General features: G+C 57.0%; 19 protein-coding genes and 1 pseudogene. 11 read left to right on the forward strand and 9 right to left on the reverse strand.

Annotated features, from left to right (window positions below):
- Positions 1 to 532: 532 nt before the first annotated feature.
- On the forward strand, positions 533 to 1,684 hold the full coding sequence (gene glf, locus IEV53_RS03535; RefSeq protein ID WP_188425440.1) for a UDP-galactopyranose mutase: 1,152 nt from the start codon (positions 533 to 535) through the stop codon (positions 1,682 to 1,684).
- Positions 1,685 to 2,209: 525 nt separating this feature from the next.
- Here the strand turns inward: glf and IEV53_RS03540 are convergent.
- Positions 2,210 to 2,967, reverse strand: a pseudogene (locus IEV53_RS03540) (IS5 family transposase); the annotation flags it as partial.
- A gap of 554 nt (positions 2,968 to 3,521) precedes the next feature.
- Here IEV53_RS03540 and IEV53_RS03545 point away from each other — a divergent pair.
- Entirely contained in the window at positions 3,522 to 5,267 is a 1,746-nt protein-coding gene (locus tag IEV53_RS03545; RefSeq protein ID WP_188425441.1) for a glycosyltransferase family 2 protein, read from the forward strand.
- Positions 5,268 to 5,668: 401 nt separating this feature from the next.
- Here IEV53_RS03545 and galE read toward each other — a convergent pair whose 3' ends face one another.
- A complete protein-coding gene (gene galE / locus IEV53_RS03550) occupies positions 5,669 to 6,655 on the reverse strand; it encodes a UDP-glucose 4-epimerase GalE (protein WP_188425442.1) in 987 nt (328 codons plus the stop codon).
- A 245-nt stretch (positions 6,656 to 6,900) separates the two neighbouring features.
- Between galE and IEV53_RS03555 the strand changes: the two genes are divergently transcribed.
- The 6 genes from IEV53_RS03555 to IEV53_RS03580 all read left to right on the forward strand — a co-directional run bounded on the left by IEV53_RS03555 (position 6,901) and on the right by IEV53_RS03580 (position 14,330).
- Positions 6,901 to 7,173 (forward strand): hypothetical protein, encoded by a 273-nt coding sequence (locus tag IEV53_RS03555; protein ID WP_188425443.1) that lies wholly within the window; start codon positions 6,901 to 6,903, stop codon positions 7,171 to 7,173.
- Positions 7,174 to 7,303: 130 nt separating this feature from the next.
- Positions 7,304 to 9,688, forward strand: a complete 2,385-nt coding sequence (locus tag IEV53_RS03560) for a TonB-dependent receptor (RefSeq protein ID WP_188425444.1) — start codon at positions 7,304 to 7,306, stop codon at positions 9,686 to 9,688.
- A gap of 110 nt (positions 9,689 to 9,798) precedes the next feature.
- Positions 9,799 to 11,142, forward strand: a complete 1,344-nt coding sequence (locus IEV53_RS03565) for an NAD(P)-dependent oxidoreductase (RefSeq protein WP_188425445.1) — start codon at positions 9,799 to 9,801, stop codon at positions 11,140 to 11,142.
- A 2-nt stretch (positions 11,143 to 11,144) separates the two neighbouring features.
- Positions 11,145 to 12,413, forward strand: a complete 1,269-nt coding sequence (gene preA, locus IEV53_RS03570) for an NAD-dependent dihydropyrimidine dehydrogenase subunit PreA (protein ID WP_188425446.1) — start codon at positions 11,145 to 11,147, stop codon at positions 12,411 to 12,413.
- A gap of 17 nt (positions 12,414 to 12,430) precedes the next feature.
- Positions 12,431 to 13,666 carry a M20 family metallo-hydrolase gene (locus IEV53_RS03575; RefSeq protein WP_188425447.1) on the forward strand — a complete coding sequence of 412 codons (1,236 nt, stop codon included), beginning with the start codon at positions 12,431 to 12,433 and terminating at the stop codon, positions 13,664 to 13,666.
- Positions 13,667 to 13,682: 16 nt separating this feature from the next.
- Positions 13,683 to 14,330, forward strand: coding sequence for a TetR family transcriptional regulator C-terminal domain-containing protein (locus IEV53_RS03580; protein WP_188425448.1), 648 nt, complete (start codon positions 13,683 to 13,685; stop codon positions 14,328 to 14,330).
- On the opposite strand, the gene IEV53_RS03585 is transcribed toward IEV53_RS03580, so the two are convergent.
- A complete protein-coding gene (locus IEV53_RS03585) occupies positions 14,302 to 15,744 on the reverse strand; it encodes an NCS1 family nucleobase:cation symporter-1 (RefSeq protein ID WP_188425449.1) in 1,443 nt (480 codons plus the stop codon). The two genes, IEV53_RS03580 and IEV53_RS03585, sit on opposite strands and share 29 nt — an antisense overlap.
- A gap of 130 nt (positions 15,745 to 15,874) precedes the next feature.
- On the opposite strand from IEV53_RS03585, the gene hydA reads away from it, so the two are divergent.
- On the forward strand, positions 15,875 to 17,269 hold the full coding sequence (gene hydA / locus IEV53_RS03590; RefSeq protein ID WP_188425450.1) for a dihydropyrimidinase: 1,395 nt from the start codon (positions 15,875 to 15,877) through the stop codon (positions 17,267 to 17,269).
- A 45-nt stretch (positions 17,270 to 17,314) separates the two neighbouring features.
- Here the strand turns inward: hydA and IEV53_RS03595 are convergent, their stop codons facing one another.
- The 3 genes from IEV53_RS03595 to IEV53_RS03605 all read right to left on the reverse strand — a co-directional run bounded on the left by IEV53_RS03595 (position 17,315) and on the right by IEV53_RS03605 (position 21,239).
- Complete coding sequence (locus tag IEV53_RS03595) at positions 17,315 to 18,628, reverse strand: bifunctional folylpolyglutamate synthase/dihydrofolate synthase (RefSeq protein WP_188425451.1); 1,314 nt, start codon at positions 18,626 to 18,628, stop codon at positions 17,315 to 17,317.
- Positions 18,629 to 18,690: 62 nt separating this feature from the next.
- Positions 18,691 to 19,563: an acetyl-CoA carboxylase, carboxyltransferase subunit beta gene (gene accD, locus IEV53_RS03600; RefSeq protein WP_188425452.1), complete on the reverse strand. Its 873-nt coding sequence runs from the start codon at positions 19,561 to 19,563 to the stop codon at positions 18,691 to 18,693.
- Between the two features lie 194 nt (positions 19,564 to 19,757).
- The gene (locus IEV53_RS03605) at positions 19,758 to 21,239 is read right to left on the reverse strand and encodes a sugar porter family MFS transporter (protein ID WP_188425453.1); all 1,482 of its coding nucleotides are present in this window, start codon (positions 21,237 to 21,239) and stop codon (positions 19,758 to 19,760) included.
- Between the two features lie 67 nt (positions 21,240 to 21,306).
- On the opposite strand from IEV53_RS03605, the gene IEV53_RS14885 reads away from it, so the two are divergent.
- Entirely contained in the window at positions 21,307 to 21,432 is a 126-nt protein-coding gene (locus IEV53_RS14885; RefSeq protein ID WP_264784144.1) for a hypothetical protein, read from the forward strand.
- A gap of 34 nt (positions 21,433 to 21,466) precedes the next feature.
- On the opposite strand, the gene IEV53_RS03610 is transcribed toward IEV53_RS14885, so the two are convergent.
- Genes IEV53_RS03610 through IEV53_RS03620 form a run of 3 tightly spaced genes read right to left on the reverse strand, consistent with a single transcriptional unit; the run spans position 21,467 to position 23,802 of the window.
- Positions 21,467 to 22,282, reverse strand: coding sequence for a metal ABC transporter permease (locus tag IEV53_RS03610; protein ID WP_188425454.1), 816 nt, complete (start codon positions 22,280 to 22,282; stop codon positions 21,467 to 21,469).
- Positions 22,269 to 22,946 carry a metal ABC transporter ATP-binding protein gene (locus IEV53_RS03615; protein WP_188425455.1) on the reverse strand — a complete coding sequence of 226 codons (678 nt, stop codon included), beginning with the start codon at positions 22,944 to 22,946 and terminating at the stop codon, positions 22,269 to 22,271. The genes IEV53_RS03610 and IEV53_RS03615 overlap by 14 nt, the downstream gene beginning before the upstream one ends.
- Complete coding sequence (locus IEV53_RS03620) at positions 22,939 to 23,802, reverse strand: metal ABC transporter solute-binding protein, Zn/Mn family (protein ID WP_188425456.1); 864 nt, start codon at positions 23,800 to 23,802, stop codon at positions 22,939 to 22,941. Before IEV53_RS03620 ends, IEV53_RS03615 begins: the two co-directional genes overlap by 8 nt.
- Before the next feature lie 90 nt (positions 23,803 to 23,892).
- Between IEV53_RS03620 and IEV53_RS03625 the strand changes: the two genes are divergently transcribed.
- The gene (locus IEV53_RS03625) at positions 23,893 to 24,393 is read left to right on the forward strand and encodes a Fur family transcriptional regulator (RefSeq protein ID WP_188425457.1); all 501 of its coding nucleotides are present in this window, start codon (positions 23,893 to 23,895) and stop codon (positions 24,391 to 24,393) included.
- The last annotated feature ends 18 nt before the right edge of the window (positions 24,394 to 24,411 follow it).

The following is a 24,411-nucleotide window of genomic DNA, read 5'->3' on the forward strand; positions in this document are numbered from 1 at the left end:
GATAGCGTTTCGTCCTACCGGTGATGTCGGCCATTCGGCCTCGTTGTTCTGGCGTCCACATCCTGAGTGTGAATCACACGCCAGACGCCCTGAAAACCCCTCACGCTGAATTTCCAAAAGGGCTCTAAAGCCCATCATCCAGGATTGTTGCATAATATTCAATAAACGAGCCGGCCCTTTTGAGGGAGGGATCCACCATAGAATGGTTTTCTGCTCAATCAGATTATTCAGACTGGAAGGTTTTCAGAACCCGAAGTCAGTTAGGCGTGAGTGACTATCCGAGTGTTTGCAACGGTAAGGAAGGAGTGATACAGCATGCCTTAGTTCGAGTGCTTGCAAGCCATTCCTGACCTTTTCTGGTGCGATGGTACGACCAGCTGATCTGGTTCAATGGTGGGAGAAATTTCGCCGATGGTCTGCCTCTGGCAATTACAAAGCGTGTCTGCTCGCCGCATTTTCCAGAAATTGCATAGAATACGCTCCCGAAAGAGCGTTCCTTTTTCATCATACGAGCACTAAAGAGTCAGGAATAATGAAGAAAATAGCGATTGTTGGAGCTGGTTTCTCGGGTAGCGTCATCGCAAGAGAATTGGCCGACCGGGGATATAGTGTCGATGTTTTCGATGTTCGTGAGCATGTTGCAGGCAACTGCTACACGGCGCGCGATGTCGAAAGTGGGATCATGCTCCACGTATATGGTCCTCATATCTTTCACACCAGCAACGAGCGTGTCTGGGAGTATGTGCAGCGGTTTGATCGCTTCATGCCGTTCATTAATCGGGTCAAGGCGCATGCGCGTGGAGAGGTCTTCTCCATGCCGATCAATCTGATGACGATCAATCAGCTTTTCAAGAAGCAGTTCTCACCTGCGGAAGCCCGTGACTTCATCGCCGAACAAGGCGACCAGAGCATTACGGAGCCGCGTACGTTCGAGGATCAGGCCCTGCGTTTTGTCGGTCGTGAGATCTATGAAACGTTCTTCCGCGGTTACACGCGTAAACAGTGGGGGCTTGAGCCGTCCGAATTGCCCGCCAGTATTCTCAAGCGTTTGCCTGTACGTTTTGACTATAATGACAACTACTATGGAAGCAAGTATCAGGGAATTCCCGAGAACGGCTATACGTATATTGTAGAACGTATTCTCGACCACGAAAATATTCGTGTTCATCTTTCCACCAGCTTTTCCCGGGCTCAGGCCGCTGACTACGCCCATGTTTTTTATAGCGGTCCGATCGATGCCTGGTTTGACCATACTGAGGGTCGCTTGAGCTATCGGACGCTGGACTTTGAAACCGTGCGTGCTGAGGGTGACTATCAGGGCAATCCGGTCATCAACTACTGCGATGAGAACGTGCCCTGGACGCGTGTTGCCGAACATAAGCATTTCACGCCTTGGGAAAACCACGAGAAGACAGTTCTGTTCCGTGAGCACAGTCGTTTGTGTGGAGAGAGCGATACACCTTATTACCCAATCCGCCTTGTTCACGATAAGGCTCGCTTGCAGCGTTATGTTGAGTTGGCCAAAGCAGAGCAGGGCGTCACTTTTGTAGGTCGTTTGGGCACGTATCGTTATCTCGATATGCACATTACGATTGCAGAAGCGCTGGATGCAGCTGAACAGTTTCTGTCCGCGCAAGACGCTGGCACGTCGGCTCCTACGTTCTGCATTGATCCGCTCGCTTAAAGAGACGGTCACTCAGATCCAGATAGCCCATTCCTCTTATAAGAGGAATGGGCTCAATGCCGGTTTTTACCCACTCCAATAAGCGGGCTCCCACGTCTGTCAGATCAGCCAATACGGTCAATCTCACTTCTTGCTTGTTTACCTCGCTACCTGAGCATGATGACACCATGGAATGGCTGGCTGAGCTCGTCCAATTGGAGACAATTGCTAGGTTCCTGATGGCATGCTGCCTGTTCTTCGAACCGGCTGCCCCTGGCGGGAGTGGCATGAGCGCTATATCAAAGTGCAACTCTGTGTCTATTCGGTCCCGTCGTCCAGCTAAACAAGGGGTGTGGGATGCCATGCTATAAACCTTGAAGACACATGTCTGAGCGATGACTGGCAGCACAATATCAACGACGCCATGGTCTGTGCTCATTCCCTGCCCCAGAGCCATACTGGCTGATCGGGACTTTGATAGTGACAATTTCGGCCAAGATCTGCAGGTAACTGGATCCTGCCGGTCATTCCATCAGGAAGAGGACGTCACGAGGTTACGTTGACAAAAGACCTGATCCAAAGCCTTGCGGCGGCGAGGTTGAGGAAGCTCATGAAGGACAATACTGTTTTGTCGTAGCGGGTTGCGATGCGGTGCGTCTGCTTGAGGTGGTTGAACATTCGTTCGATACGGTTGCGATCTCTGTAGCGCCGCCAATCAGTATTTTGTGGAGTACTGCGGCCTTTGCGCGAGGGAATGACTGGCAAGATCCCGTGCATGAGCAGATCGTGGCGAAAGCAGTCACTGTCATAGCCCCGATCGGCCAGCATAGCTCTGGGGTTCGGGACAGGCAGCTTCATCAGGGCGTCTGTGGCTTTGTAGTCCGAGACCTGGCCCCCGGTAAGGATAAAGCCGAGAGGGCGTCCCTGATTGTCACATCGGGCATGGATTTTGCTAGTAAAGCCGCCGCGTGATCGACCAAAAGCCTCGGAATGAGCCCCCCTTTTGCGCTCGTGGCCTGTGAATGGGCACGGACTACAGTGCTGTCGAGCATATGTTGCCAGTCATCACTCAGCCCCCGATCTACAAGGGTTTGAAGCAAAGCGTCCCACACGCCCTGTTCAGCCCAACGCCGGAACCTAACATACACAGAGTTCCATTTGCCGTAGCGCTCATGCATGTCGCGCCAGGGGCACCCAGTGCGCAGGACATGCAGCATGCCATTGAGAAACCGGCGGTTGTCTCCGGCTGGTCGAGCCCAACGCCCGCGCTCAGGCGGCAGAAGCGGACCAATCATCGCCCATTTCTGATCCGCCAGATCGCCTCGTGTCATCCCTGTTCTCTCAACCTGTTATTCCGCAGGCAGGAAGTGAATCAGATCTCACCCAGGTCGTATAGACCTTTTGTCAACGTGACCTAGTCAAGACAAGACAGCTTAGTCGTTCATGAACCCCCCTGGCTTCGCTGCACCAAGGCTCCGAATCAGGTCTTTTTTCGACACGACCCAATCAAATTGATATATGCTCGGTCACTGGCGCCGCGTGGAAATGAAGGATTGGGTGGCATTCCAGCGAGCGCACAGTGATGCGGGCCATTACCGGTCCAATGCGTCCGGCGCTCAAGCTTCCCGCGGAAGTCAGATTAGTACAGTATATTGAAATTAAATCACTTATCCTTGCAGCACCAACCGACTAGCGTGTGACAGTGCTTGCGTGGGCAGCTACTTTGTTTCAAAAAAGATAGTCGTTTTCATCTTGCGGCGTTTTGCCTCATCCTAAGGGTACGGAAGTGAATAATAATACCTATACGTCGACACAGACATATTCATCTGTGCCCCTGTATCCATTGCAGCGCCTAATAATGCCTAGCCTTGAATTCGGTGGCAATGACGATATGTACGTCCGCCTGCTGAATCAGAGTGTTATATCTGTCCTTTCGGAAGAAAAAACCGTATTTTTCCCGGGTGGAAAATGCTCGTTTGATACTTTTTATAATGGCCTTACGGTCCAGTCATGGCAAGATAACTGCAAGATTCCTGATCTGCTATTTTCCCTTGTAGGCAGCGGAACGTTCGTCGTCCGAATTGGGTTGCATCGTCTTGAATGCGATAGAGTATCGCTGTTTGAAAAACGGGTCAGTCTTATTGAAGGTTCTACGACGACCCTGAATATCGAAGCTTGGCCGTCGCTCGTGAATGGCATGATCTATGTCGAACTTGAGGCTATAACTGAGGGATGTCTGACCGGAGGGTGCTTCAGCACAACAAAAGCCCCTGAAAGGGAGGTCTGTCTTGGCATCGTCATCACTCATTTCAAGCGAGAGAAATATGTTATTTCTGCCGCCCGCCGTATTCGAGAAGGGCTACTGACCAATCCGACCTATAAAGATCAAATCTCTCTTGTCATCGTAGATAACTCTCAAACTCTCGCTTCGGAGGATGTAGAAGGTGCTACGTTGCTTCCAAATCAGAATCTTGGGGGATCAGGTGGTTTTACGCGGGGTCTTCTACATCTGCAGGACGAAAAATCTTTTACCCATTGCTTGTTCATGGATGACGATGCATCCTGCGAACTTGAATCCATTCTAAGAACGCATGCACTTCTCGGCTATGTTGTCAGGGAAAAGGTGGCCGTGGCAGGGGCGCTGCTGCGAGATCTCGCGCACCATTTCCTCTTCGAGAAGGGTGCGCGGTTTGACGGGATGTGCCAGCCGCTCAAGCACGGGTTGGACATGCGGCATGTGCATCATTTGCTACTGAGCGAATATGTAGATCAGAAGCCGGATTTCGGCGGATGGTGGTTTTTTGCATTCTGCTTGCGTGATGTGCAGCACTACGCCTTCCCGTTTTTCGTGAGAGGCGATGATATCATGTTCAGCATGATGAACAAATTCGACATCATCACGCAAAATGGCATTGCCTGTTATGGTGATGACTTCGGCTATAAGAGTGGTCCATTACAAATTTACCTGGATGTGCGTAATCATCTTGTGCAGAAGATGACTCATATGGATGCAAATGTGGAAGATTGCATCAAGCTCTTACGGCAATTTTTCAATGCAGCTATCTATTCGTATAATTATGCGACGGCGCAAGCTATCTCTAAGGCTGCCTTCGATGCTATGAAAGGCCATGCATTCTGGCTTGAGAATATGGATACTTCGGCAATTCGCAAAGAATTTTCCGCTCTTATCCAAGAAGAAAAAATGCAAAAAATCCGTTTGACCGACATTGCGCCGACGTTCGCGAGAACAGAGCCACATTGGCACGAGAGCAGGAAACGTCGTCTTTTGCGTAGCTTGACGCTTAACGGGACCCTGTTGCCTAATTTCCTCAGGAAAGACACATGGCTATTTCTACCGAAAAATTTTTCGGGCGATATCCGAGCGACCTTCAGATATAATAACATATTATATTACTATGGCCCTACGCAGGAGGGGTATTGTGCTCGTCGTGATGCAGTTCGACTCGCAAAGGAAAAAAGAATTTTCTCAAAGGTGGAGAAAATTGTCAGGCGGAAATATAGCAGTGTAAAAAATGACTATAAAGATAATATAAAATACATGACTAGTGAGGGATTTTGGAGAAAAATTTATAAAAACACTTAAAAATTTTGCTTTTACATACCTCGTGCATAAAGATTTCTGATTTGATAGATTTCTTGGCGCATATTAGGACCTTTTAGGTTTTGGGATAAGCGGCGGTTGCAACGATACAGATGACGGTCATGAAGGATGTGGCGGTTTTTTCGTATCGTGTGACGACCGCTTTCTGCGCCTTGAGATGCGCTTACAGGTTTTCGACCATTTTTCGGTGGTGATAGACCGTTTGGGGGCAGGCTACTCGCGGCTCGTCGCATTTCACCGGGATAGTCGTTCATGAATCCCCCTTGGCTTCGCCGCACCAAGGCTAGGATTCCAATCACGTATATTTTTCGATTGTCCGTCTTGCGGCGCCCCATCGGAGAGCCGCCTCCCACTTTACGTCTCAGAACAGCGCAAGGGAATGCTCAGGAGCCATATCCGTCAGGATGGGTTTCTCGCCAACGCAGGGCTGTCTCTACGATGCGATCAAGCGTTTCGAATTTTGGCTCCCAGCCGGTTTTGTTGCGGAGGGTCGTGGAGTCCGCGACGAGCAAAGAGGGGTCGCCCTCCCGTCGCGGTGCGGCTTCCCACGGGACTTTGCGGCCACTCACGCGCTCGACGCTCTCGATCACTTCGAGATTGGAATAGCCCTGCCCATTACCGATATTGTAGGTGACGCTCCGGTTATCGATCTGGCCGAGCGCACGTATATGCGCATCGGCAAGGTCTGTCACATGGATGTAGTCCCGGATGCACGAGCCATCACGTGTTGGATAATCCGTTCCGAACAGTTTCAGGGCCGGCCGGCGGCCTAGGGCAGCATCGATTGTCAGAGGAATCAGGTGCGTTTCAGGTCGGTGATCTTCTCCGGCCCGACCGAGAGGGTCTGCGCCAGCAGCGTTGAAATATCGCAGGCACGCACTTCTCAGCCCATAGACGGCATCAGCCCAGTAAAGCACACGCTCGATCATGAGCTTGCTCTCACCATAGGGTGACCCGGGCTGGGTCGGTGCCGTTTCGGGAATGGGGGTCGAGCGCTCGGGACCGCCGAACAAGGCTGCTGTCGAGGAGAAAACGATCTTTTTGACTTGCTGTTCGACACAGCTCTGAACAAGGTTGAGAGCGGTCAGATAGTTCTGTCGCAGATAGTGGAATGGATCACGCATGCTGTCTCCTACAAGAGAGAGAGCGGCGAAATGCAGGACCCCATCCCATGGGCCCTGGGCAACGACAGCAGATGTAGCGGCTGCGTCCAGAAGATCGACTTCATGTAACGCCACGCCTTGAGGAATTGCCTGACGGTGACCCGTGCTCAGATTGTCCAGAACAACAACCTCATGACCCGCATCGAGCAATGCCAGGACTGTGTGGCTTCCGACGAATCCAGCTCCGCCTGTGACAAGATAACGCATATCGGTCTGTCTTCATCCTCTTGGCGCGCATCGTCGCTCTGCCGGGATAGAGAGCATACCGTGCACCTGGGTCCTTCTCGCGCTAATCGCGTTTCTCGACAACCGGTAATTTCTTTCAGAAGTCACTATGTAGCCAATAATGATCTGGAACTTTCGTATCCTTTCAAAGGCTAACTTCAGCTTGAAGATTTCTAGCTTCGTCAAGGCTTCGGCAGCGCCGACTACCCTAGCGGGACTGTATCGCAGTGGACGAGAAGACGATCCCGGTTGAAGGCGTTCCTATTGTGAATGCGTCGAGTGCTCATGGACAAAATCTGATGAGGCAGTGTGTGATCGATTTGATACAGTTATCTGCAGGCAGAATTGGCAGGATGATGGGCATGGCGCATGCCGAGGGGATTCTTGAGGGCCGTGCGCCGTTGACGCGCTCCCTTCCGCCCGGTCGTTCATCTGGCGATAATAAAGAGACGAATGCTCTCGGCGGAGTGCGCCTTAAAAATACATTATCAGCAGTATAATAGGATCTTCACATATAAGCTGAGCTGATCCGCTTGCAGGGAGCCAAGCGAGTAACAAAAATTTCTTGTCCATTCGGGCAAGATATGAAAGGCTAAACTCGTAACGGAATCGAAATATCGCGGAGATGATATGCGTTCTTGTCGCTCAGCCCTCTTTTTCTCAACCGCAGTCATTGCGATATCGAACTACTCAGCCCATTCGGCTCCGTTGGGTATAAACGAGCGCGTTTCCCACCCGCCTGACTGGAGCCATGCGCGAAAACCGCATAAAGCCGAAGAAATAACAGTATCGGCGCCAGGTCATAAAACGGCCAATGGTGTCACCGGTCAGCAGGTGGGGGGGGGTCTGTTACGCCGCGAGACCCGTGCCGGCACGATCCAGACGGTGACACGCGATTATATCGCCAAGCAATCGCCCACTTCCAACCCCGTACAGGTGCTGGCGCTCGAGCCTTCGGCTTATGTCGCGTTGATGGATCCATACGGTATTGTCGGCGGCAATATGTATCTGCGCGGCCTGCCGGGTGATCAGATCGGCTGGATCTATGAAGGCGTCCCGGTCAGCGATATCGGTTCCGGTGGTTTTTATGCCAATCAGACCTCTGATGGCGATAATCTGCAGCAGGTTTCATTGATGCCTGGCTCGGTCGATCTCTCGACCCCGGCCATCTCTGCTGCTGCCGGTAGCGCCTACGCCACCTTGCGTGATCCCTCTCATCATCGCGAGGGTTATGTGAACATGACCTACGGCACCTATAATCTGGCACGTGGTCTTATCCGCGCGGATACAGGTGACATCGGGCAGAGTGGCGTGCGGGCTTTTGCTTCTTTTTCCTATACCCGGGCCAATAACTGGCGGGGGCCGGGCACCAATATGCGCAAACATATCGACTTCAAGCTGGTGAAGGATATTGCTGCCCATAGCCGCACGTCGCTCGTCATGAGCTATAACGATAATACATTGCAGTTCAGTCGGTGGCCTACTGCCGCAGAGTTTGCGCAATATGGTGCGGGTAATGACCTGTCGCGTTCCTACATGGCGGGGCTCGGCTATCACCTCTATGCGCTCGATGCGTTCCAGAATCTGGTTGCTTCAGCCCCGACCGAGCTTGATTTCGGGCATGGGCTGCGTTTTCACGAAACCCCTTATCTCTGGTGGGGATCAGGATCGATCGGTGGAGCCGCTCTGGCAACCGAGGGTGCCACCTATTCAGGGTCGTCGCCGGTCGATGTTGATCTGAATGGTGATGGCCGTCTCAGCAAAACGACGTCGCAACTGGTCTATACGCCCAATTATTACAGCTATCATCGCGGTGGCAATAACGCATCGCTCGACTGGACAGAGGGTCGAAATACCCTGACCCTCGGCTGGTGGTACGAATGGTCCCGTCTGAACCAGGCAACGCCTGTCTCGCGCATCAATCCGGTCGATGGTGGACCGGAGAATATCTACGGCGATTATGGCCCGCTCATTTACCGCACGACGTCGGGGCAGAAATGGTACGCCTCAGATTATAATACCTTCACCCAGATCAATATGCTGTATCTTGGTGACAGACTTTCGCTGCTGCGCGATCGCCTCGAGGTAAAAGCAGGGCTTCGTGCGGCCATGGTGTCACGTGGGGTCGACAGCTACGTACCCGTCTCGACGCCCCGGGGCGGGCAGAATGTATTTGAGCCTCTGCCGCAGATCAGCGCACGCTACCAGATCGACAAGCACTCGGAACTCTATGTGCTTGGGGTCACAAATTTTCGCACGACCAATAACAGCACGTTGTTCGAACTCTACAGCCCCGCCGGGGGCGCCCTGCAGAGCGCGCCCTCGAGCGTCAAACCCGAATACTCCATCGAGGAAGAACTCGGCTATCGCTACCATGATGACCTTGTCGTCGGCGAAATCTCCTTCTTCAACTACAATTTCACCAATCGTCAGCTGGCGCTCAACAGCTATGTGAACGGTGCCCTGACCCCCATGACCCTGAATGCAGGAGGACAGACATCACGCGGTGTGGATGTGCAGATCGGCACGCGCCCGATCCTGAAGCATCTGCGCCCTTACGCGAGTTTCGAATTTCTCGATGCGCGTATCGACAATAATATTCCGATCAATGGCGATCTCCTGCCGACAAGCGGCAAACACGCCGTTTCTGCGCCAAAATATCAGGCGGCTCTTGGGCTGGATTGGGATGATGGGAGCTTTTTTGCCAATCTCGGGCTGAAATATATCGGCGCGCAATATGCAACGCTGATGAATGACGAAAAAATGCCCGCCTATATCAACAACAACGTGACGCTCGGCTACCGCCTGCATCAGACCGGATTTTTGCATAGTCCTCAGCTTCAGATCAATATGCAGAACATGATCGGCTCTATTTATCGCAATGCGGTCTATGCGTTCACGCCGAATGCGAAAACTGTGCAGGGGATCTACGGCACGAGCATCGCCGGATCATCGCCACTTTATACAATCCAGCCGACTTTCGCGATTTCTGTCTCTCTTTCGACCGGGTTCTGAAAAAAGAGTGCCCACACATAAACCTGAACATCTGGTCAAAATTATCTTGCATCAAAGACGAGAACACCCGTAACGTTCGGAATGTGGAATGATATGGATGAGAGCTGCCCATGTGTCCTGATATTGCCTGCGGTCGCCTGCCAGATGACGCGCTAAGCCGGAATTTCGCCGATGCTCATCCCGGCCTGACCGCAGAGCAGGCGGCGCTTGAAGCCGATCGCTGCTTTTATTGTTATGATGCCCCCTGCATCGAAGCCTGTCCGACCGATATCGATATCCCGCGCTTCATCAAGGCCATTGCCTCTAGGAATATCGCCGGTGCCGCCAGGACCATTCTTCAGTCCAATATTCTGGGCGGGTCCTGCGCCCGGGTGTGCCCGACGGAAATCCTGTGCGAACAGAAATGCGTTCATACCGCAATCGAAACACACAAGGCTGTCCGTATCGGTGCCTTGCAGCGCTATGCCACAGACTGGCAGATGGCGCAGGAAGCCCATCCCTTCACGCGGGCAACGGCCAGCGGGCGTCGTGTGGCCATTATTGGTGCTGGGCCAGCCGGTCTGGCCTGCGCCCACCGTCTGGCGCGCCACGGGCATGATGTCACGATTTTCGACCGTCACGACAAAATGGGGGGTCTCAATGAATATGGTGTCGCCGCCTATAAGCTGGCGGATGATTTTGCGCGCAAGGAAATCGATTTTCTGCTCGCAATCGGTGGCATCAGCTTTCAGGGCGGCGCCATACTTAGTGACACCCTGACCCTTGCCGCGCTGAGGCAGGATTTCGATGCTGTCTTTCTGGCAATCGGTCTTGGCGGTGTGAGGGCTCTGGGTCTTGAGCACGAAACCATTGCCGGTGTGCAGGACGCGGTGGCTTTCATCGAGCATCTTCGTTCTCACCCGCTTGCGGAGAGTGCTGTCGGGCGGCGGGTCGTGGTCATTGGCGGCGGCAATACCGCCATTGATGCTGCCGTGCAGGCTAGGCGACTGGGGGCAGAGGAGGTGACGCTCGTCTATCGTCGGGGCGAAGCAACCATGACGGCCACCCCTGTCGAGCGCGAATGGGCACAGACCAATGGCGTCACCATTCGTCTGTGGGCGGCTCCCTTGCGGCTGGAGACCGAAGATAGCGGCCTGCGTGGAGTGACCTTCAGGCGGACCGATCCTGATGGGCTGCCTGCAGGCACGCCTGAGACCTTCACGCTTGAGGCCGACATGGTGCTGAAAGCCATCGGGCAGGTCTTTTTGCCAGATCCGATCGCGCAGGATCAGATCCTGATCGAAAACGGGCGTATCGTTGTCGATGCGCAGGGCCGCACAAGCCTGAATAATGTCTATGCCGGGGGCGATTGCACTGCAGGCGATGACCTGACCGTTGCCGCTGTGCGTGACGGGCGTGAGGCGGCCGAAGCCATTCATGCCGATTTCAGCAATGCCGGGATAAGAGTGAACTGACCATGGCCGATCTGCGCACGAATTTCGCCGGAATTTTGTCTCCCAACCCGTTCTGGCTGGCCTCTGCGCCCCCGACCGACAAGGAATATAATGTCCGCCGTGCCTTTGAGGCAGGCTGGGGCGGCGTGGTCTGGAAAACGCTGGGTGAAGACCCGCCTGTGGTGAATCTCAGTTCGCGTTATGGCGCGCTCGAATTCGAGGGCCGCCGTCTGATGGGGCTGAATAATATCGAGCTGATTTCGGACCGGCCTCTGGCGACCAATATTGCCGAGATCAAGCGCGTCAAACGCGATTTTCCTGACCGAGCGCTGATCGTCAGTCTGATGGTGCCCTGCGAAGAGCATCGCTGGAAGGCTATCCTGCCCCTGATTGAAGAGACTGGGGCTGACGGGATCGAGCTTAATTTCGGCTGCCCGCATGGCATGTCCGAGCGCAATATGGGCTCTGCGGTCGGTCAGGTGCCGGAATATGTCGAGATGGTCACGCGCTGGTGCAAGCAGAACACGCGCATGCCCGTCATCGTCAAGCTGACACCTAATGTGACCAATATCCTCATGCCTGCCCGTGCTGCGCGCCGGGGCGGGGCCGATGCCGTCTCTCTCATCAATACCATTCAGTCGGTCATCGGGGTCGATCTCGATGCCATGGCGCCCATGCCAGTCGTGGGCGGCAAGGGTACCCATGGCGGGTATTGTGGTCCGGCGGTCAAACCGATTGCACTGCGCATGATCGGCGAAATTGCCCGCGACCCGGAAATGGCGGGCATACCGATCTCAGGTATGGGCGGGATCAGCAACTGGCGCGATGCGGCCGAATTTATGGCCATGGGGTCTCACGCGCTGCAGGTCTGCACCGCAGCCATGCATTACGGCTTTCGCATTGTCGAAGACATGATCGATGGCCTGTCGAACTGGATGGATACGAAAGACTACGCCACCTTGCCCGATCTGAGCGGCAGGGCCGTGTCGCGTTTCGTGCCGTGGAATCAGCTCAACATGAATTTTCGCACGCTCGCACATATCGACCAGAAAAGCTGTGTCGGATGCGGGTTGTGTCATATCGCCTGCGAAGACACGTCTCATCAGGCCATCGCCAGACAGACCGGCCCCGATCGCCGCCATTACAGCGTGATCGAGGATGAATGCGTCGGCTGTAATCTCTGCGCCCATGTCTGCCCGGTGGATGACTGCATCACCATGGTGCCCCAGCCCGTCGACAGCGAGATGACCTGGCTCGAGCATCCCTCCAATACGCATCGTCTCACAGCGTAAAGAGCGAAAGGCAGAGCATGAGCAATATTCGCATCGACGGTAGCGCCCTCTGGGCCGATCTGATGGAAACCGCCCGTTTTGGTGGCACGGAGAAAGGCGGCATAAGGCGGCTGACCCTGACAGAAGAAGACCGTCAGGTGCGCGACTGGTTTGCCGCTGCCTGCACCCGGCTTGGCTGTGTCGTGACGGTGGATACACTCGGGAACATGTTTGCCAGACGCCGGGGCCAGGATGAGACCTTGCCCCCGCTCACCATGGGCAGCCATCTCGATACCCAGCCTACGGGTGGAAAATTCGATGGTATCCTCGGAGTGCTGGGCGGTCTCGCCGTGTTGCGCGCGCTTGAGGAGTCGGGTCATGTCACCCGTCATCCGATCGAGCTGATCAACTGGACGAATGAGGAAGGCTCGCGCTTTTCGCCTCCCATGATGTGCTCTGGTGCCTATGCAGGCGCCTTTACCGAGCAGGAGGTGCTCGACAAGCATGACCGCGCTGGCATCCGGTTTGGCGATGCTCTCGATGCCATTGGCTATCGTGGGGAGAGACCCTGTCGTGCCACACCGGTCGCGGCATATTTCGAGCTGCATATCGAACAGGGGCCGATTCTCGAGGTGGAGAACCGTGTCATTGGTGCCGTGACGGGTGTGCAGGGCATGCGCTGGTATGAGGTGACGATTGGCGGAAAGGATGCCCATGCCGGCTCTACCCCCATGACCCTGCGCAGTGATGCCCTTCTGGCAGCCGCCACCATGATCGGTGCCGTTTCGGATATCGCCCGCGCTCATGCGCCGCAGGCTCTGGGTACGGTCGGACTGATCGAAAACAGGCCCAACAGCAGCAATGTCGTTCCCAGCGAGACCTTCTTTACGGTCGATCTGCGTCATCCCGATGACGGCATCGTTGCCTTGATGGAGCAGGAGCTGAGGGCCCGGTTCAAGGCGATTGCCGAGACAATGGGGGTGACGCTCGCCATCCGGCCGATCTGGGACGCGCCAGCCGTTCCCTTCGATCCGCGCTGCGTTGCCATGGTCAGTGACGCTGCCGCCGAGGCCGGATTTGAGTCGATGAAGATCGTCTCAGGTCCGGGCCATGATGCCGCCTATATGGCGCGTGTTGCCCCGACGGCCATGATTTTCGTTCCCTGTCGCGACGGGCTAAGTCATAACGAATCCGAAAGCATTACGGAGGCCGAAGCCGAGGCAGGCGCCAATGTGCTGCTGGGGGCGTTGCTGAGGGCCGACCGGGCTTTCTGATGAGAGGATCGACGGTGTGACAGATCTCTGCGAGCCGACAAGAAGCAGAAAACCCAGCGCGCCGCGACGCGCCACCTTGCCGCAGATCCTCAATGCGGCGGAATGGACATTCGGCACGCGAGGGCTGAAAGGCACGCGTGTTGAGGAGATAGCCGGGCTCTGCGGCATCCCGAAAGCCAATATCCTCTATTATTTCCACTCCAAGGAGGCCCTTTATCAGGCCACTCTGGCGCGTCTGCTCGATATATGGCTGGCAGATGCCGATGAATGGCTATCGCCAGAGCGCGACCCGATGGAGGGGATGGAGGGCTATATACGCGCCAAGATGGCCTTCTCGCGCACGCGCCCGGAAGGGTCGCGTCTTTTTGCCCAGGAATTGCTTTCAGGCGGCCAGATGATTCAGGGTTTTCTGAAAGAGACCCTGCGCGCCCATGTGGAGAGACATGCCGAAATCTTTCTGGCCTGGCAGGCAAAAGGGCTGATGCGGGTGATCGATCCGACGCATTTCATGTGTCTGCTCTGGTCAGGTACGCAGGCCTATGCCGATATGCAGGTGCAGTTCGAGGCCCTGCTTGATCGCGAGAGCCTGCTCGACACGGATTATGAAGCCGGAATCGAGACTTTCCTGACCCTCATCAGACCGCTTTTCGTGCAGCTGGGCTGAAGTGCGACAAAAGGGCATGAGCAATCCCGCCAGCAACAAAACCGATGGCCCATGAGAAGTTCTGCAGCGCGGCGAGTGCGGGCAGGAAGACAACCAGCAGACCGAGGATGACAGACAGACCAAGGGCTGTCAGCGCCCTCGGGTTCATGCCGCGGCTGTACCAGTAGGTGTCGTCGTGAGCGGTGCTGTAAAGCGCCGCGAGATCAAGCTGTCTTTTCTGCACGATGTAGTAGTCGACAAGCAGGATGCTTGTCACAGGGGCGATAAACAGTCCCAGAATATCCAGCGTCAGATGGATGAGTTCGGGATGGGCGTAGAAATTCCACGGTGTCAGCACGATGGCGCTGATCGATGCGATGATCCCGCCCTGACGCCATGAGATGGCTGACGGGGCGATATTCGAAAAATCGAACGCAGCCGAGACGAAATTGGCCGAGATATTGATGCCGATCGTTGCGGCCACAAGCGTCAGCGTGCCGACAAGAAGAATGGTCTGGCTGTCGAAAAGAACGATGGTTTCAGCGGGGTCGAGCACAAGGCGGCCTAGTGCAGGCTGCGTCAGAATGATCGTGGTCAGCACAAGCAGGACAAACGCCATGAAATTGATTGGCAGCCCCCAGAAATTACCCCGACGCACGTCACCCATACTGATGCCATAGCGTGCAAAATCGCCGAAATTCAGAATGATGGGTGAGAAATAGGCGAGGGTAAGAGAGGTCACGGCCAGCGCGCCGCCTGCTGTGGCAGATATCGATAACCCGCCCTGAGGCAGAACGGAGAAATGCCACTGCCCATGGGTCCGGATCAGAAGCGCCGCATCGAGAACAAGAATGACGCCATAAATGGCCGGGCCAGCCCAGTCGATGAAGTGACGAATAGCCTCCATGCCGCGCCAGAACACTGCCAGTTGCAGCAGCCAGACAGAGAGGAAAGCCGCCCAGCCCAGCATCGAAAGACCCAGTGCCCCATGACGGTGCAGATCGGCATAAGACAGCGTGGAGGGAAAGAAATGCAGAACGAACAGAACGATGGCGTTTGAGGCAAGCCAGGTCTGAATACCATACCAGCCGACCGCAATCACACCACGTACCAGTGCCGGAATGATCGCGCCATAAACGCCAAAAGCCGCCCTTATCATGACGGGAAAGGGCACACCGCCTTTCTGGCTCGGCACGGCCACGAGATTGCACAGGAGATGCACCAGCAGAATGGCCAGAACGAGCCCGGCCAATACGGCACCGACATTCAGCCCCATGGTGAAAAAGCTGCCGAGCGTCAGATAGCCTGCAACGCTATGGACATTGGACATCCAGAGAAAGAGATAATCGCGCCATGCCCAGTGCCGCTCCTGAACCGGAGCGAGATCGGCATTCGATAGCGGCCCTGACGGAAAGACTATCCCTGACTGCGCCATTTCCTTGCCCCTGCCTCAATAAACCCGACAGAAATCGAGCAATAGATTGACCATCTGGTCAGGCTAGCTCTATGATTTCGATAATACAACGATATTCTGTTTCGGGCTTTTTGGCGACGGGAACAAGCGCATGCTACTGATCAAGGGCGGCCTCATCGTTACGGCAGAACGGCGCTTCGATGCCGATATATTATGCGACGATGCGGGTCAGATTGCCCGGATAGGCGCCAATCTGGAAGCGCCGACAGGCTGTACGGTCATCGATGCCAGCGGGCTACTGGTCATGCCGGGCGGTATCGATCCGCACACCCATATGGAAATGCCCTTCATGGGCACTACAGCAAGCGATGATTTCTTCACCGGCACGGCGGCAGGTCTTGCGGGTGGGACGACAAGCATCATCGATTTTGTCATTCCCGATCAGGGGCAATCGCTTTTCGACGCCTGGCGCGACTGGCGGGGCAAGGCTGAAAAAGCTGCTTCGGATTATGGCTTTCATGTCGCCGTGACGCATTGGGATGAGCAGGTTCATGACGATATGGGGCGTCTCGTCAGGGAAGGCGGGGTGAACTCCTTCAAGCATTTCATGGCCTATAAAAATGCGCTGATGATCGATGACACGGTCTTTCTGCGCTCGATGCAACGCGCACGAGAGCTGGGCGCCCTCTGCACTGTTCATGCCGAAAACGGCGATGCCATCGCGTTTCTGCAGGCGCAGCTTCTGGCGAAAGGGGAGACCGGCCCGTCATCTCACCCGCTCTCACGACCGGCAGCCATTGAAGGGGAGGCCGCGCAGCGGGCCATTACCCTGGCCGAGCTCGACGACACGCCGCTTTATATCGTGCATGTCTCGACCGAAGAGGCGACACAGGCCATTGCGGCGGCACGGCTTAAAGGGCTTAAGGTTTATGGTGAGGTCCTGCCTCAGCATCTGGTCTTTGACGAGAGTGTGTATCATGACAGCGACTGGCTTCAGGCGGCGCGCCATGTCATGAGCCCTCCCTTTCGCCCCAAAGCCCATCAGAAGGCCCTTTGGGGCGGCTTGATCTCAGGACAATTGCAGACGACAGCAACCGATCATTGCTGCTTCTGTCAGGACCAGAAAATGCGCGGGCGCGACGATTTCACCAGGATACCCAATGGCGTGCCCGGCATCGAGGAACGCATGAGCGTTCTGTGGCATCATGGCGTGGTCAGCGGTCGTCTGAGCGCTGAAGAATTCGTGGCCATCACCTCCACCAATACGGCGCGCATCTTCAATCTCTACCCGAGAAAGGGCTGTATTGCGCCAGGGGCCGATGCTGATCTTGTGCTCTGGGACCCGTCAGCCAGCCGTACAATCACGGCGGGCGCCCTGCATCAGAATGTCGATTATACGCTCTATGAGGGCATGACCCTGACAGGACTGGCGGTGAAAACCATCAGTCAGGGCGTTGTGGTGTGGGATGAGGGTACGCTTCGCGCCGAACGCGGCAAGGGCCGCTATATCCGGCGTCCGGCTCTGGGTCGCGAGCGACCTCTCTAGCAAAAAGCGTAGGATCTACCGGTCGGCTGCTCAGGCGCGGGGGTCCTATTGCGGGATGGAGCCATCCTGCTTCAACACCACACCTGCGAGATAGAGGCTGCCGCAGATCAGCACCCGGGCGGGCGGTCCCTGCAGACGCGGGAGAATAGCGCTGATGGTCGGTCCGGGCAGAGCGACGCCACCAGAGGCCGCAACGATATCCTCGACGGGCAAGGCAAGGTGCTGGCCTTCTTCGCTCACAGCATGAAGCGTCGTGGCATGGCGCTGCACCGGACGGAGAAAGCCTGAGGCATCCTTGCTCTGCTTCATGCCTACGATCACATGCAGGGGGCGGTCCGACCAGGCTGCGAGTGTCGGAGCCAGAGCTTCACCTGCATTGGGGTTATGACCGCCATCCAGCCATAGCTCCCACCCCTCGGGCAGTTGTGCGGCAAGCCTGCCTTCCAGACGTTGCAAACGGGCGGGCCATTGCGTCTGGGCAATACCGGCCCACGCCGTTTCAGGGACAGGCAGACCACTGGCGCGCAGAGCCGCCACGGCAAGGGCAGCATTGCCTGCCTGATGGACCCCCTTCAGACCGGGGGCTGGCAGGGAAAGGGCGCCCAGCGGATCGTGATAGGACAGCCCGCCCCCTTCATGGAGCGTAAAACCGATCTCGCGTCCGACCTGCCATAGCGGGGCGGCGCAGGCTGTTGCCCTGGCCTCGATGACAAGCCGTGCCGCCTCCTGCTGGGCGGCACAGACCACAGGCACACCCGGCTTGATGATGCCCGCCTTCTCGGCGGCGATGAGCGCCAGCGTCTCGCCCAGAAAGGCCTGATGATCGAGATCGACAGGTGTGATCACACAGGCGGCGGGGCGGGCCACCACATTGGTGGCATCCAGACGCCCGCCCAGACCGACTTCCAGAATGACCAGATCGGCCCTGTTTCGCGCGAAAAGCAGAAGCCCCGCTGCTGTCAGGACCTCAAAAACGGTGATGGGGTCGCCCGCATTGACGCGCTCGATTTCCTCGAGTGTAGCGACAAGCGCGTCTTCACTCACCAGTTTTCCGGCGATACGGAAGCGTTCGGTAACATCGACCAGATGCGGGCTGGTCATGACATGCACCGACCATCCGGCAGTCTCGGCGATGGCACGCAGCGTGGCACAGGTGCTGCCCTTGCCATTGGTGCCCGCCACATGAATGACCGGCGGCAGCGAGCGCTCAGGATTACCCAGCTTGCCCAGCAGGGCATGAAGACGATCGAGAGAGAGATCTATGAGCTTGGGATAAAGCGCCTGAACCCGGGCCAGAACGGCGCCGGTCCGGCCCTCATATTCATCGCTGAGCTTGGCCGGGGGCGCTTTGGTCGTCATGGAAATCATCCGGTAGGCAGTAAAAACCCCGCTCTGTCGCCAGAGCGGGGGCAGTCATTCTGTCAGGCGGCTTCGACCGCCGCAGCAGCAGGCTTGTTCATCATCATGCCGATCAGGCTGCCAAGCTTCGCATGCAGGTCATGACGCGACACGACCATGTCGACCATGCCGTGGTCACGCAGATATTCCGAACGCTGAAAGCCTTCGGGCAGCTTCTCGCGCACCGTGTCCTGAATCACGCGGGGGCCGGTAAAGGCGATGAGCGCCTCCGGCTCGGCAATCTGGACATCGCCCAGCATGGCGAACGATGCAGAAACACCGCCAGTCGTCGGGTTGGTCAGAACAACGATATAGGGCAGGCCCGCATCCTTGAGCATCTCGACGCCGATGGTCGTGCGTGGCATCTGCATGAGCGACAGAACGCCCTCCTGCATACGGGCGCCACCAGAGGCCGTGTAGATCACAAGAGCGGCCTTCTGCAGCACAGCCAGACGGCAGGCGGCGATAAAGGCTTCACCCAGTGCGGTGCCCATGGTGCCCGCCATGAACTCATAGGCCATCACGGCTACGACCGCATCGTGGCCGCCGATCTTGCCATGCGCCACAGCCAGTGACTCATCGAGATGGGTCTTGGCCTTTGCGTCTTTCAGACGATCGGCATATTTCTTCTGGTCGCGGAAGCCGAGCGGATCGCTCGGCACCTTGGGCAGTTCGATCCTGGTGTATTTGCCGTCATCAAACGTCCAGTCGAGGCGTTCGGTGGCCTTAACCTTGCCGTGATGGTTGCAATGCGGGCAGACGCGCTGTGCCTTTTCCAGATCCTTGATGAGGATCATCTGTGAGCAGGATTCACAGCTGGTCCAGAGGTTGTCGGGCACCTCGCGCTGCAAAAGGCCACGGATTTTCGGTCGAACGTATTCGGTCAGCCAGCTCATCTTGATCCTACTTCTCGCCTGTCCCGCATGCGGAAAGCCCCATGCGCCGGGACGCTGCGGTCTGGATGGCTCCAGTCACTATGAGGGTGCTTTTAGCGATCTTCTGATCGTAATGCCAGTTCCGCAAACGGGGTGGCTCCTGCTGTAGGAGCTACCCCGTTCATCATGTCCTGATCAGGCAAAGATCATTACCCTCAGGCGGCGGCTTCTTCCTGTTCGTCCTCTGACACGATGCGTGTCTGGCCACGGGTCGGGCGGAAGCGCTTCTCATGCAGGGCCAGTTCGATATCTTCAAGCGTGGCGCCAGCAGTCTCGGGCACGAAGAAGAAGATGAACAACACCGAGGCCAGATTGACCGCGGCATAGAACCACATGGTGCCACCCAGAGTGATGAGCTGCACCAGTGTCAGCGCCGTGCCGGTCACGAGCAGGTCCGAGCCCCAGAGCGTTGCGGCGTGCAGGCTGGTGGCCTGACCGCGCATGGAGAGCGGGAACATCTCGGCACCCAGCAGCCAGCCACAGACCTGGATACCGCCCGAATTGAATGCCATGAACAGCAGCAGGAAGACGATCACCAGATAGGAGCCGACACTGTTCGGTGCCGGATGCATGGCGAAGACGATGCCAAGCCCGATCAGGCTGACGATCGAACCCGGACCCATGATCAGCATGAGGCGGCGACGCCCTACGCGATCGACGATCAGACAGCCGATAAATGTCATGATGCAGTAGGTGATGGCCACACCCAGCGAGGCCATCAGGGCGGAGGAGGCCCCGAAACCCGCATCGCGCAGAAAGGTCGGCGCGTAATAGATCATCATCTCCAGACCGCCGCACTGCGTGAAGAAGGCCACGCCGAGCGCCGCCACCAGAGCAGGGCGCACCCATGGACGGAACAACCCCTTCCAGCCACGGTTCCTGGGGTCGGCTGCTTCCGCGTTCTCGCGCATTTCGCGCACTTCCTTGCGGATGACCTTCTTGGAAGTGCGGATGCGCCCCAGTTCGATGATGGCGCGTTTCATGCCTTCGTTTTCTGCCGTCCAGCGCGGGCTCTTGGGCATGAAGAACATAGAGACGAACACGACGGCAGCAGGCAGGGCGGCCAGCCCGACCATCGGGCGCCAGCCCCAGGCCTCGCGCTGGGTGAAGCCGATGATATTGGCCAGAAGAATGCCGAGGCCGATGGCCACGTTGAACATGGTCACCAGCGTGCCGCGCTTTTCAGCCGGGGCCAGCTCGGAAATGTACATCGGCACGACCTGGGTTGATCCGCCAACCGCAAACCCGAGGAACACGCGCGCGACGATCAGCAGCCACACATCCGGCGCAAAGGCGCAGGCCAGGGCGCCCAGCACGAATACGCCGCTTACCAGGGTCACGCAGGCGCGCCGCCCGTATTTCTCAGAAAACGATCCCGCCGCCAGTGCCCCGATGATGGCACCCGCCAGAATGGCGGAGGCCACCATCTCCTGCATTGTGCTGCTGAGATGGAAATCATCCGAGATCAGCAGCAGGGCGCCCGAGATGATGCCCGTATCATAGCCGTAAAGGCCGCCGCATATGGCTGCCACAACGGCGGCCAGAATCAGGATGTATTTCGCATAGGGCGAAACCTCGATCGGATGATCGTCGTGATGCGTCGCTTCGGGGCGAACCGTCTCTGAATTATTTTTCATGACGATATAACCGGATACCCGCTAATTGGTTTAAACCAGCCGGGTAAAAAGGAAGAAGGAGCCGTTCATGGCCAAGATGTCCAAGCTTAAGCCCGATGTGCCCACGATCAATCTGCGTGAACTGATCATCATGCATATCGTGCTGGCAGCCTTTATCGTGGGCATCATGCTGCTCGATTGGCATATCGACTGAAGGACGCCTGACGGCGTCATTGCGGGAGAAACGCCTAGCGCGTTGCGGGCGCGAGAAATCTCACGGCGATATAACTGAGTGCGGCGCCAAGGCTGATCCAGAACGATACCGGCGCATCCGTATACCATGACAGAACGAGCCCGCCCCATGACAGGGCCAGCGCCAGAAGGGCTGAGCCGGTAAGGCCTGCCCATGGGGCCAGACCCAGCCTCAGCATGCAGGCCGCAGGACCGACAAGCAGGCTGAACACCAGCAATATGCCGGTCGTTTCCGAGCAGATGGCCGTGGCCAGCGCCACAACGCTCATGAAGCCACACGCGACAAACCGCAGCCTGACGCCTTTTGCCGCCGCAAGATCGGGGTCGAGGCTGGCAAAAAGAAGAGGCCGCGCCAGAAAACACAGCCCTGCCAGACAGAGCCCGGCGAGAAGAAACAGCAGACGCAGCGTGGCGTGATCCACCCCCAGCACGTTGCCGAACAGGAGTGCTGTCGTGCTGCTGACAGGTGCGTGCTGCCATTGCAGAAACAGAAGCCCCAGCCCGAGACTCGCAGCCAGAACAAGGCCGATCACGCTGTCTCTATGATTGGCCGTTGCGGCATTGGCGCGCAGATCGCCTTCGGCTTCCCACCCCAGAACCAATCCGGCGATCACGGCTGAAAGCGCCATGCCCATGAGCGGTGACAACCCGATCAGCACGGCGCCCGTCGCCCCGGCAAAGCCGATATGAGAAAGGGCATGACCCGCAAAGCTCTGACCACGCAGAACGAGAAACCAGCCAACGAGGCCGCTCAGTATGGCGACGACACCGGAGGCCAGAAAGGCATTCTGCATGAACTCATAATGCAGCATCGCTCAGCTCCAGTTTGTGCTCAGAGATCTGCAGCAGATGGTCGGCAAAGGGTCTGACGATATCGAGCCCATGGCACGACATCAGCACGGCCATGCCTGTCTCGCGGCAGCGGGCCTGAAGCATGGTCAGGATTTTCTGCTGCCAGTGGAGATCCATGCCGCTCAGCGGCTCGTCGAGTACGAGCAGGGCGGGTTTGTCGAGCAGTGCCTCGGCAAGAAACAGCCTTTGTCTCTCCCCGCCGGAAAGCTGGCTAAGCGGTTGTTCGGCCAGAGCTTCGGCACCAGTCAGCGACAGGGCTGCCTTGAGATCGTCCGCAAGGCCACGCCCCCAGCCCGGCAGACCGAAACGCGTCCCATGCCACGAGGCAGCAATCAGGGCGCGCCCGGTCAGTTGCGGGGCGGGAAGCCGACGTTCCTGGGGCATATAACCGATCAACTGGCGCGCGGCGCGCGGCGCGCGGCCCAGAACCGCAATCCTGCCCTCACGGGCGGGATGCAGCCCCAGCAGGGCGCGCATCAGCGTCGTCTTGCCATGGCCGTTGGCACCCGCCAGCACCGTGAAGCTGCCCGGTTTCAGGGCGAGATCGGCCTTTTCGACAAGGAGACGCGCACCATGGCTCAGCGTCACCCGATCCAGCAGGATCGCGGAAGGGATATCAGCCATGAACACCGAGCGCCGCAACCAGCCGGTCCAGCCGGGCTTTCATCCAGTCCTGCCAGGGCTGTCCCGCCTCGGGAAATTCGTCAAAGCTCACAATGGTCACATGTGAGTCGCGCGCCAGCGCTTCTATACGCGCCAGAGAGGGGCTTCTGACGGTCGGATTGATGAGCAGAATCCGGACCTGCTTTTTGCGAAGCGCGTCTTCCAGACGGGCGACATCGCGTGGCGCCGGGTCGTCGTGGTTCATTGCCGCCAGAGCGAATTCCGGATCGATTACCTTGATACCGAGGGCCTGCAGCAATGGTCCGCCTACGGGTTCGGCCACGGCAATCTTCATACCCTTTGTCTGGGGGCGAAGCTTTTTCAGGCGATCGGCAAAAGACGTCATCATGGCTGTCAGGTCGTTCTGACGGGCCCTGATCGATGGCGCGTCATCCGGCAGATGCCGGGTCAGCTCAGTCGAAAGCGCCTCGACCATGTGTCTGACCGCTTCGGGATCGTCGAAGAGATGCGGGTTGTCATTGGGCCCAAGCCCCGCCAGTGAGGCAACGGAAATTACATGGCGTGACGTGCTGGGCTGTGCCGCCAGAAGAGGCGGCACCCAGTCGTCATAATGCCCGCCCATCATCAGCACGATATTGGAATCGGCCAGTTTGCGCGCCATATCGGGCGTGACCTGAAAATCATGCGGGTCGATGCGTGGGGAGGTCAGAATGCTGGTCGTGCTGACAGCAGCGCCCCCAAGAGCCTTGGCCAGATCGCACCACAGCGCCTCGGCACAGAAAACCCTTACCGGCTCGGCGCGTGCGGAGCCCAGCAGGGACAGGAAGCAGATCAGCAGGAACAGGGTCTGGCGCAAAAAAGTCGCCTTTAGTTATATTATAACGACTGAGATACGCGATATAGAGGCGGAACTCTGGTCAGGACAAGCCGGAAAAGGAAATCCCTCATGCTCAGCAGCACGGCCATGACCGATCAGGACCCGTTCTCTCCCCAGATTCTTGCGCTTCTCGATCGTGCCGCCGCGTTCTGTGCCACGCGCGCCAGTCGTCTCACGGATACCAGACGCCTTGTGCTCGGCCTGATCCTCGATAGCAGCAAGCCCGTCGGGGCCTATGATATTCTCGATCATCTGCGGCAGTATCAACGCAACGCTGCCCCCCCGACAGTCTATCGCGCGCTTGATTTTCTTCTGGCCCAGGGGCTGATTCATCGCATCGAGCGTATGAGCGCCTTCATTGGTTGCGCGCATCGTCTCGAATGCCATCATGGCCATGGCTGCGGTCATCGCGCCCAGTTTCTGATCTGCAGTGGCTGCGGTGCGGTCAGTGAGGTGGAAGACAGCGAAATTTCGCATGCCATTGCCAGTGCGGCAAAGAAGATCGGCTTCAAGCCGCATCAGTCGACGGTCGAGATCGAAGGGCTTTGTGCCATTTGTCAGCAGGGCTGATTTCTCGGGGTGGATTGG

Origin of the sequence: Asaia siamensis (genome assembly GCF_014635085.1) — a bacterium.
Taxonomy (GTDB): Bacteria; Pseudomonadota; Alphaproteobacteria; order Acetobacterales; family Acetobacteraceae; genus Asaia; species Asaia siamensis.

Excerpts from the sequence above, each read along its gene's own strand:
- hydA (WP_188425450.1), top strand. The coding sequence starts at position 15,875 with ATGCTACTGATCAAGGGCGGCCTCATCGTTACGGCAGAACGGCGCTTC.
- IEV53_RS14885 (WP_264784144.1), top strand. The coding sequence starts at position 21,307 with ATGGCCAAGATGTCCAAGCTTAAGCCCGATGTGCCCACGATCAATCTG.
- IEV53_RS03545 (WP_188425441.1), top strand. The coding sequence starts at position 3,522 with ATGCCTAGCCTTGAATTCGGTGGCAATGACGATATGTACGTCCGCCTG.
- preA (WP_188425446.1), top strand. The coding sequence starts at position 11,145 with ATGGCCGATCTGCGCACGAATTTCGCCGGAATTTTGTCTCCCAACCCG.
- IEV53_RS03615 (WP_188425455.1), bottom strand. The coding sequence starts at position 22,946 with ATGGCTGATATCCCTTCCGCGATCCTGCTGGATCGGGTGACGCTGAGC.
- IEV53_RS03560 (WP_188425444.1), top strand. The coding sequence starts at position 7,304 with ATGCGTTCTTGTCGCTCAGCCCTCTTTTTCTCAACCGCAGTCATTGCG.
- accD (WP_188425452.1), bottom strand. The coding sequence starts at position 19,563 with ATGAGCTGGCTGACCGAATACGTTCGACCGAAAATCCGTGGCCTTTTG.
- IEV53_RS03585 (WP_188425449.1), bottom strand. The coding sequence starts at position 15,744 with ATGGCGCAGTCAGGGATAGTCTTTCCGTCAGGGCCGCTATCGAATGCC.
- galE (WP_188425442.1), bottom strand. The coding sequence starts at position 6,655 with ATGCGTTATCTTGTCACAGGCGGAGCTGGATTCGTCGGAAGCCACACA.
- IEV53_RS03595 (WP_188425451.1), bottom strand. The coding sequence starts at position 18,628 with ATGACGACCAAAGCGCCCCCGGCCAAGCTCAGCGATGAATATGAGGGC.
- IEV53_RS03625 (WP_188425457.1), top strand. The coding sequence starts at position 23,893 with ATGCTCAGCAGCACGGCCATGACCGATCAGGACCCGTTCTCTCCCCAG.
- glf (WP_188425440.1), top strand. The coding sequence starts at position 533 with ATGAAGAAAATAGCGATTGTTGGAGCTGGTTTCTCGGGTAGCGTCATC.
- IEV53_RS03575 (WP_188425447.1), top strand. The coding sequence starts at position 12,431 with ATGAGCAATATTCGCATCGACGGTAGCGCCCTCTGGGCCGATCTGATG.
- IEV53_RS03610 (WP_188425454.1), bottom strand. The coding sequence starts at position 22,282 with ATGCTGCATTATGAGTTCATGCAGAATGCCTTTCTGGCCTCCGGTGTC.
- IEV53_RS03605 (WP_188425453.1), bottom strand. The coding sequence starts at position 21,239 with ATGAAAAATAATTCAGAGACGGTTCGCCCCGAAGCGACGCATCACGAC.
- IEV53_RS03565 (WP_188425445.1), top strand. The coding sequence starts at position 9,799 with ATGTGTCCTGATATTGCCTGCGGTCGCCTGCCAGATGACGCGCTAAGC.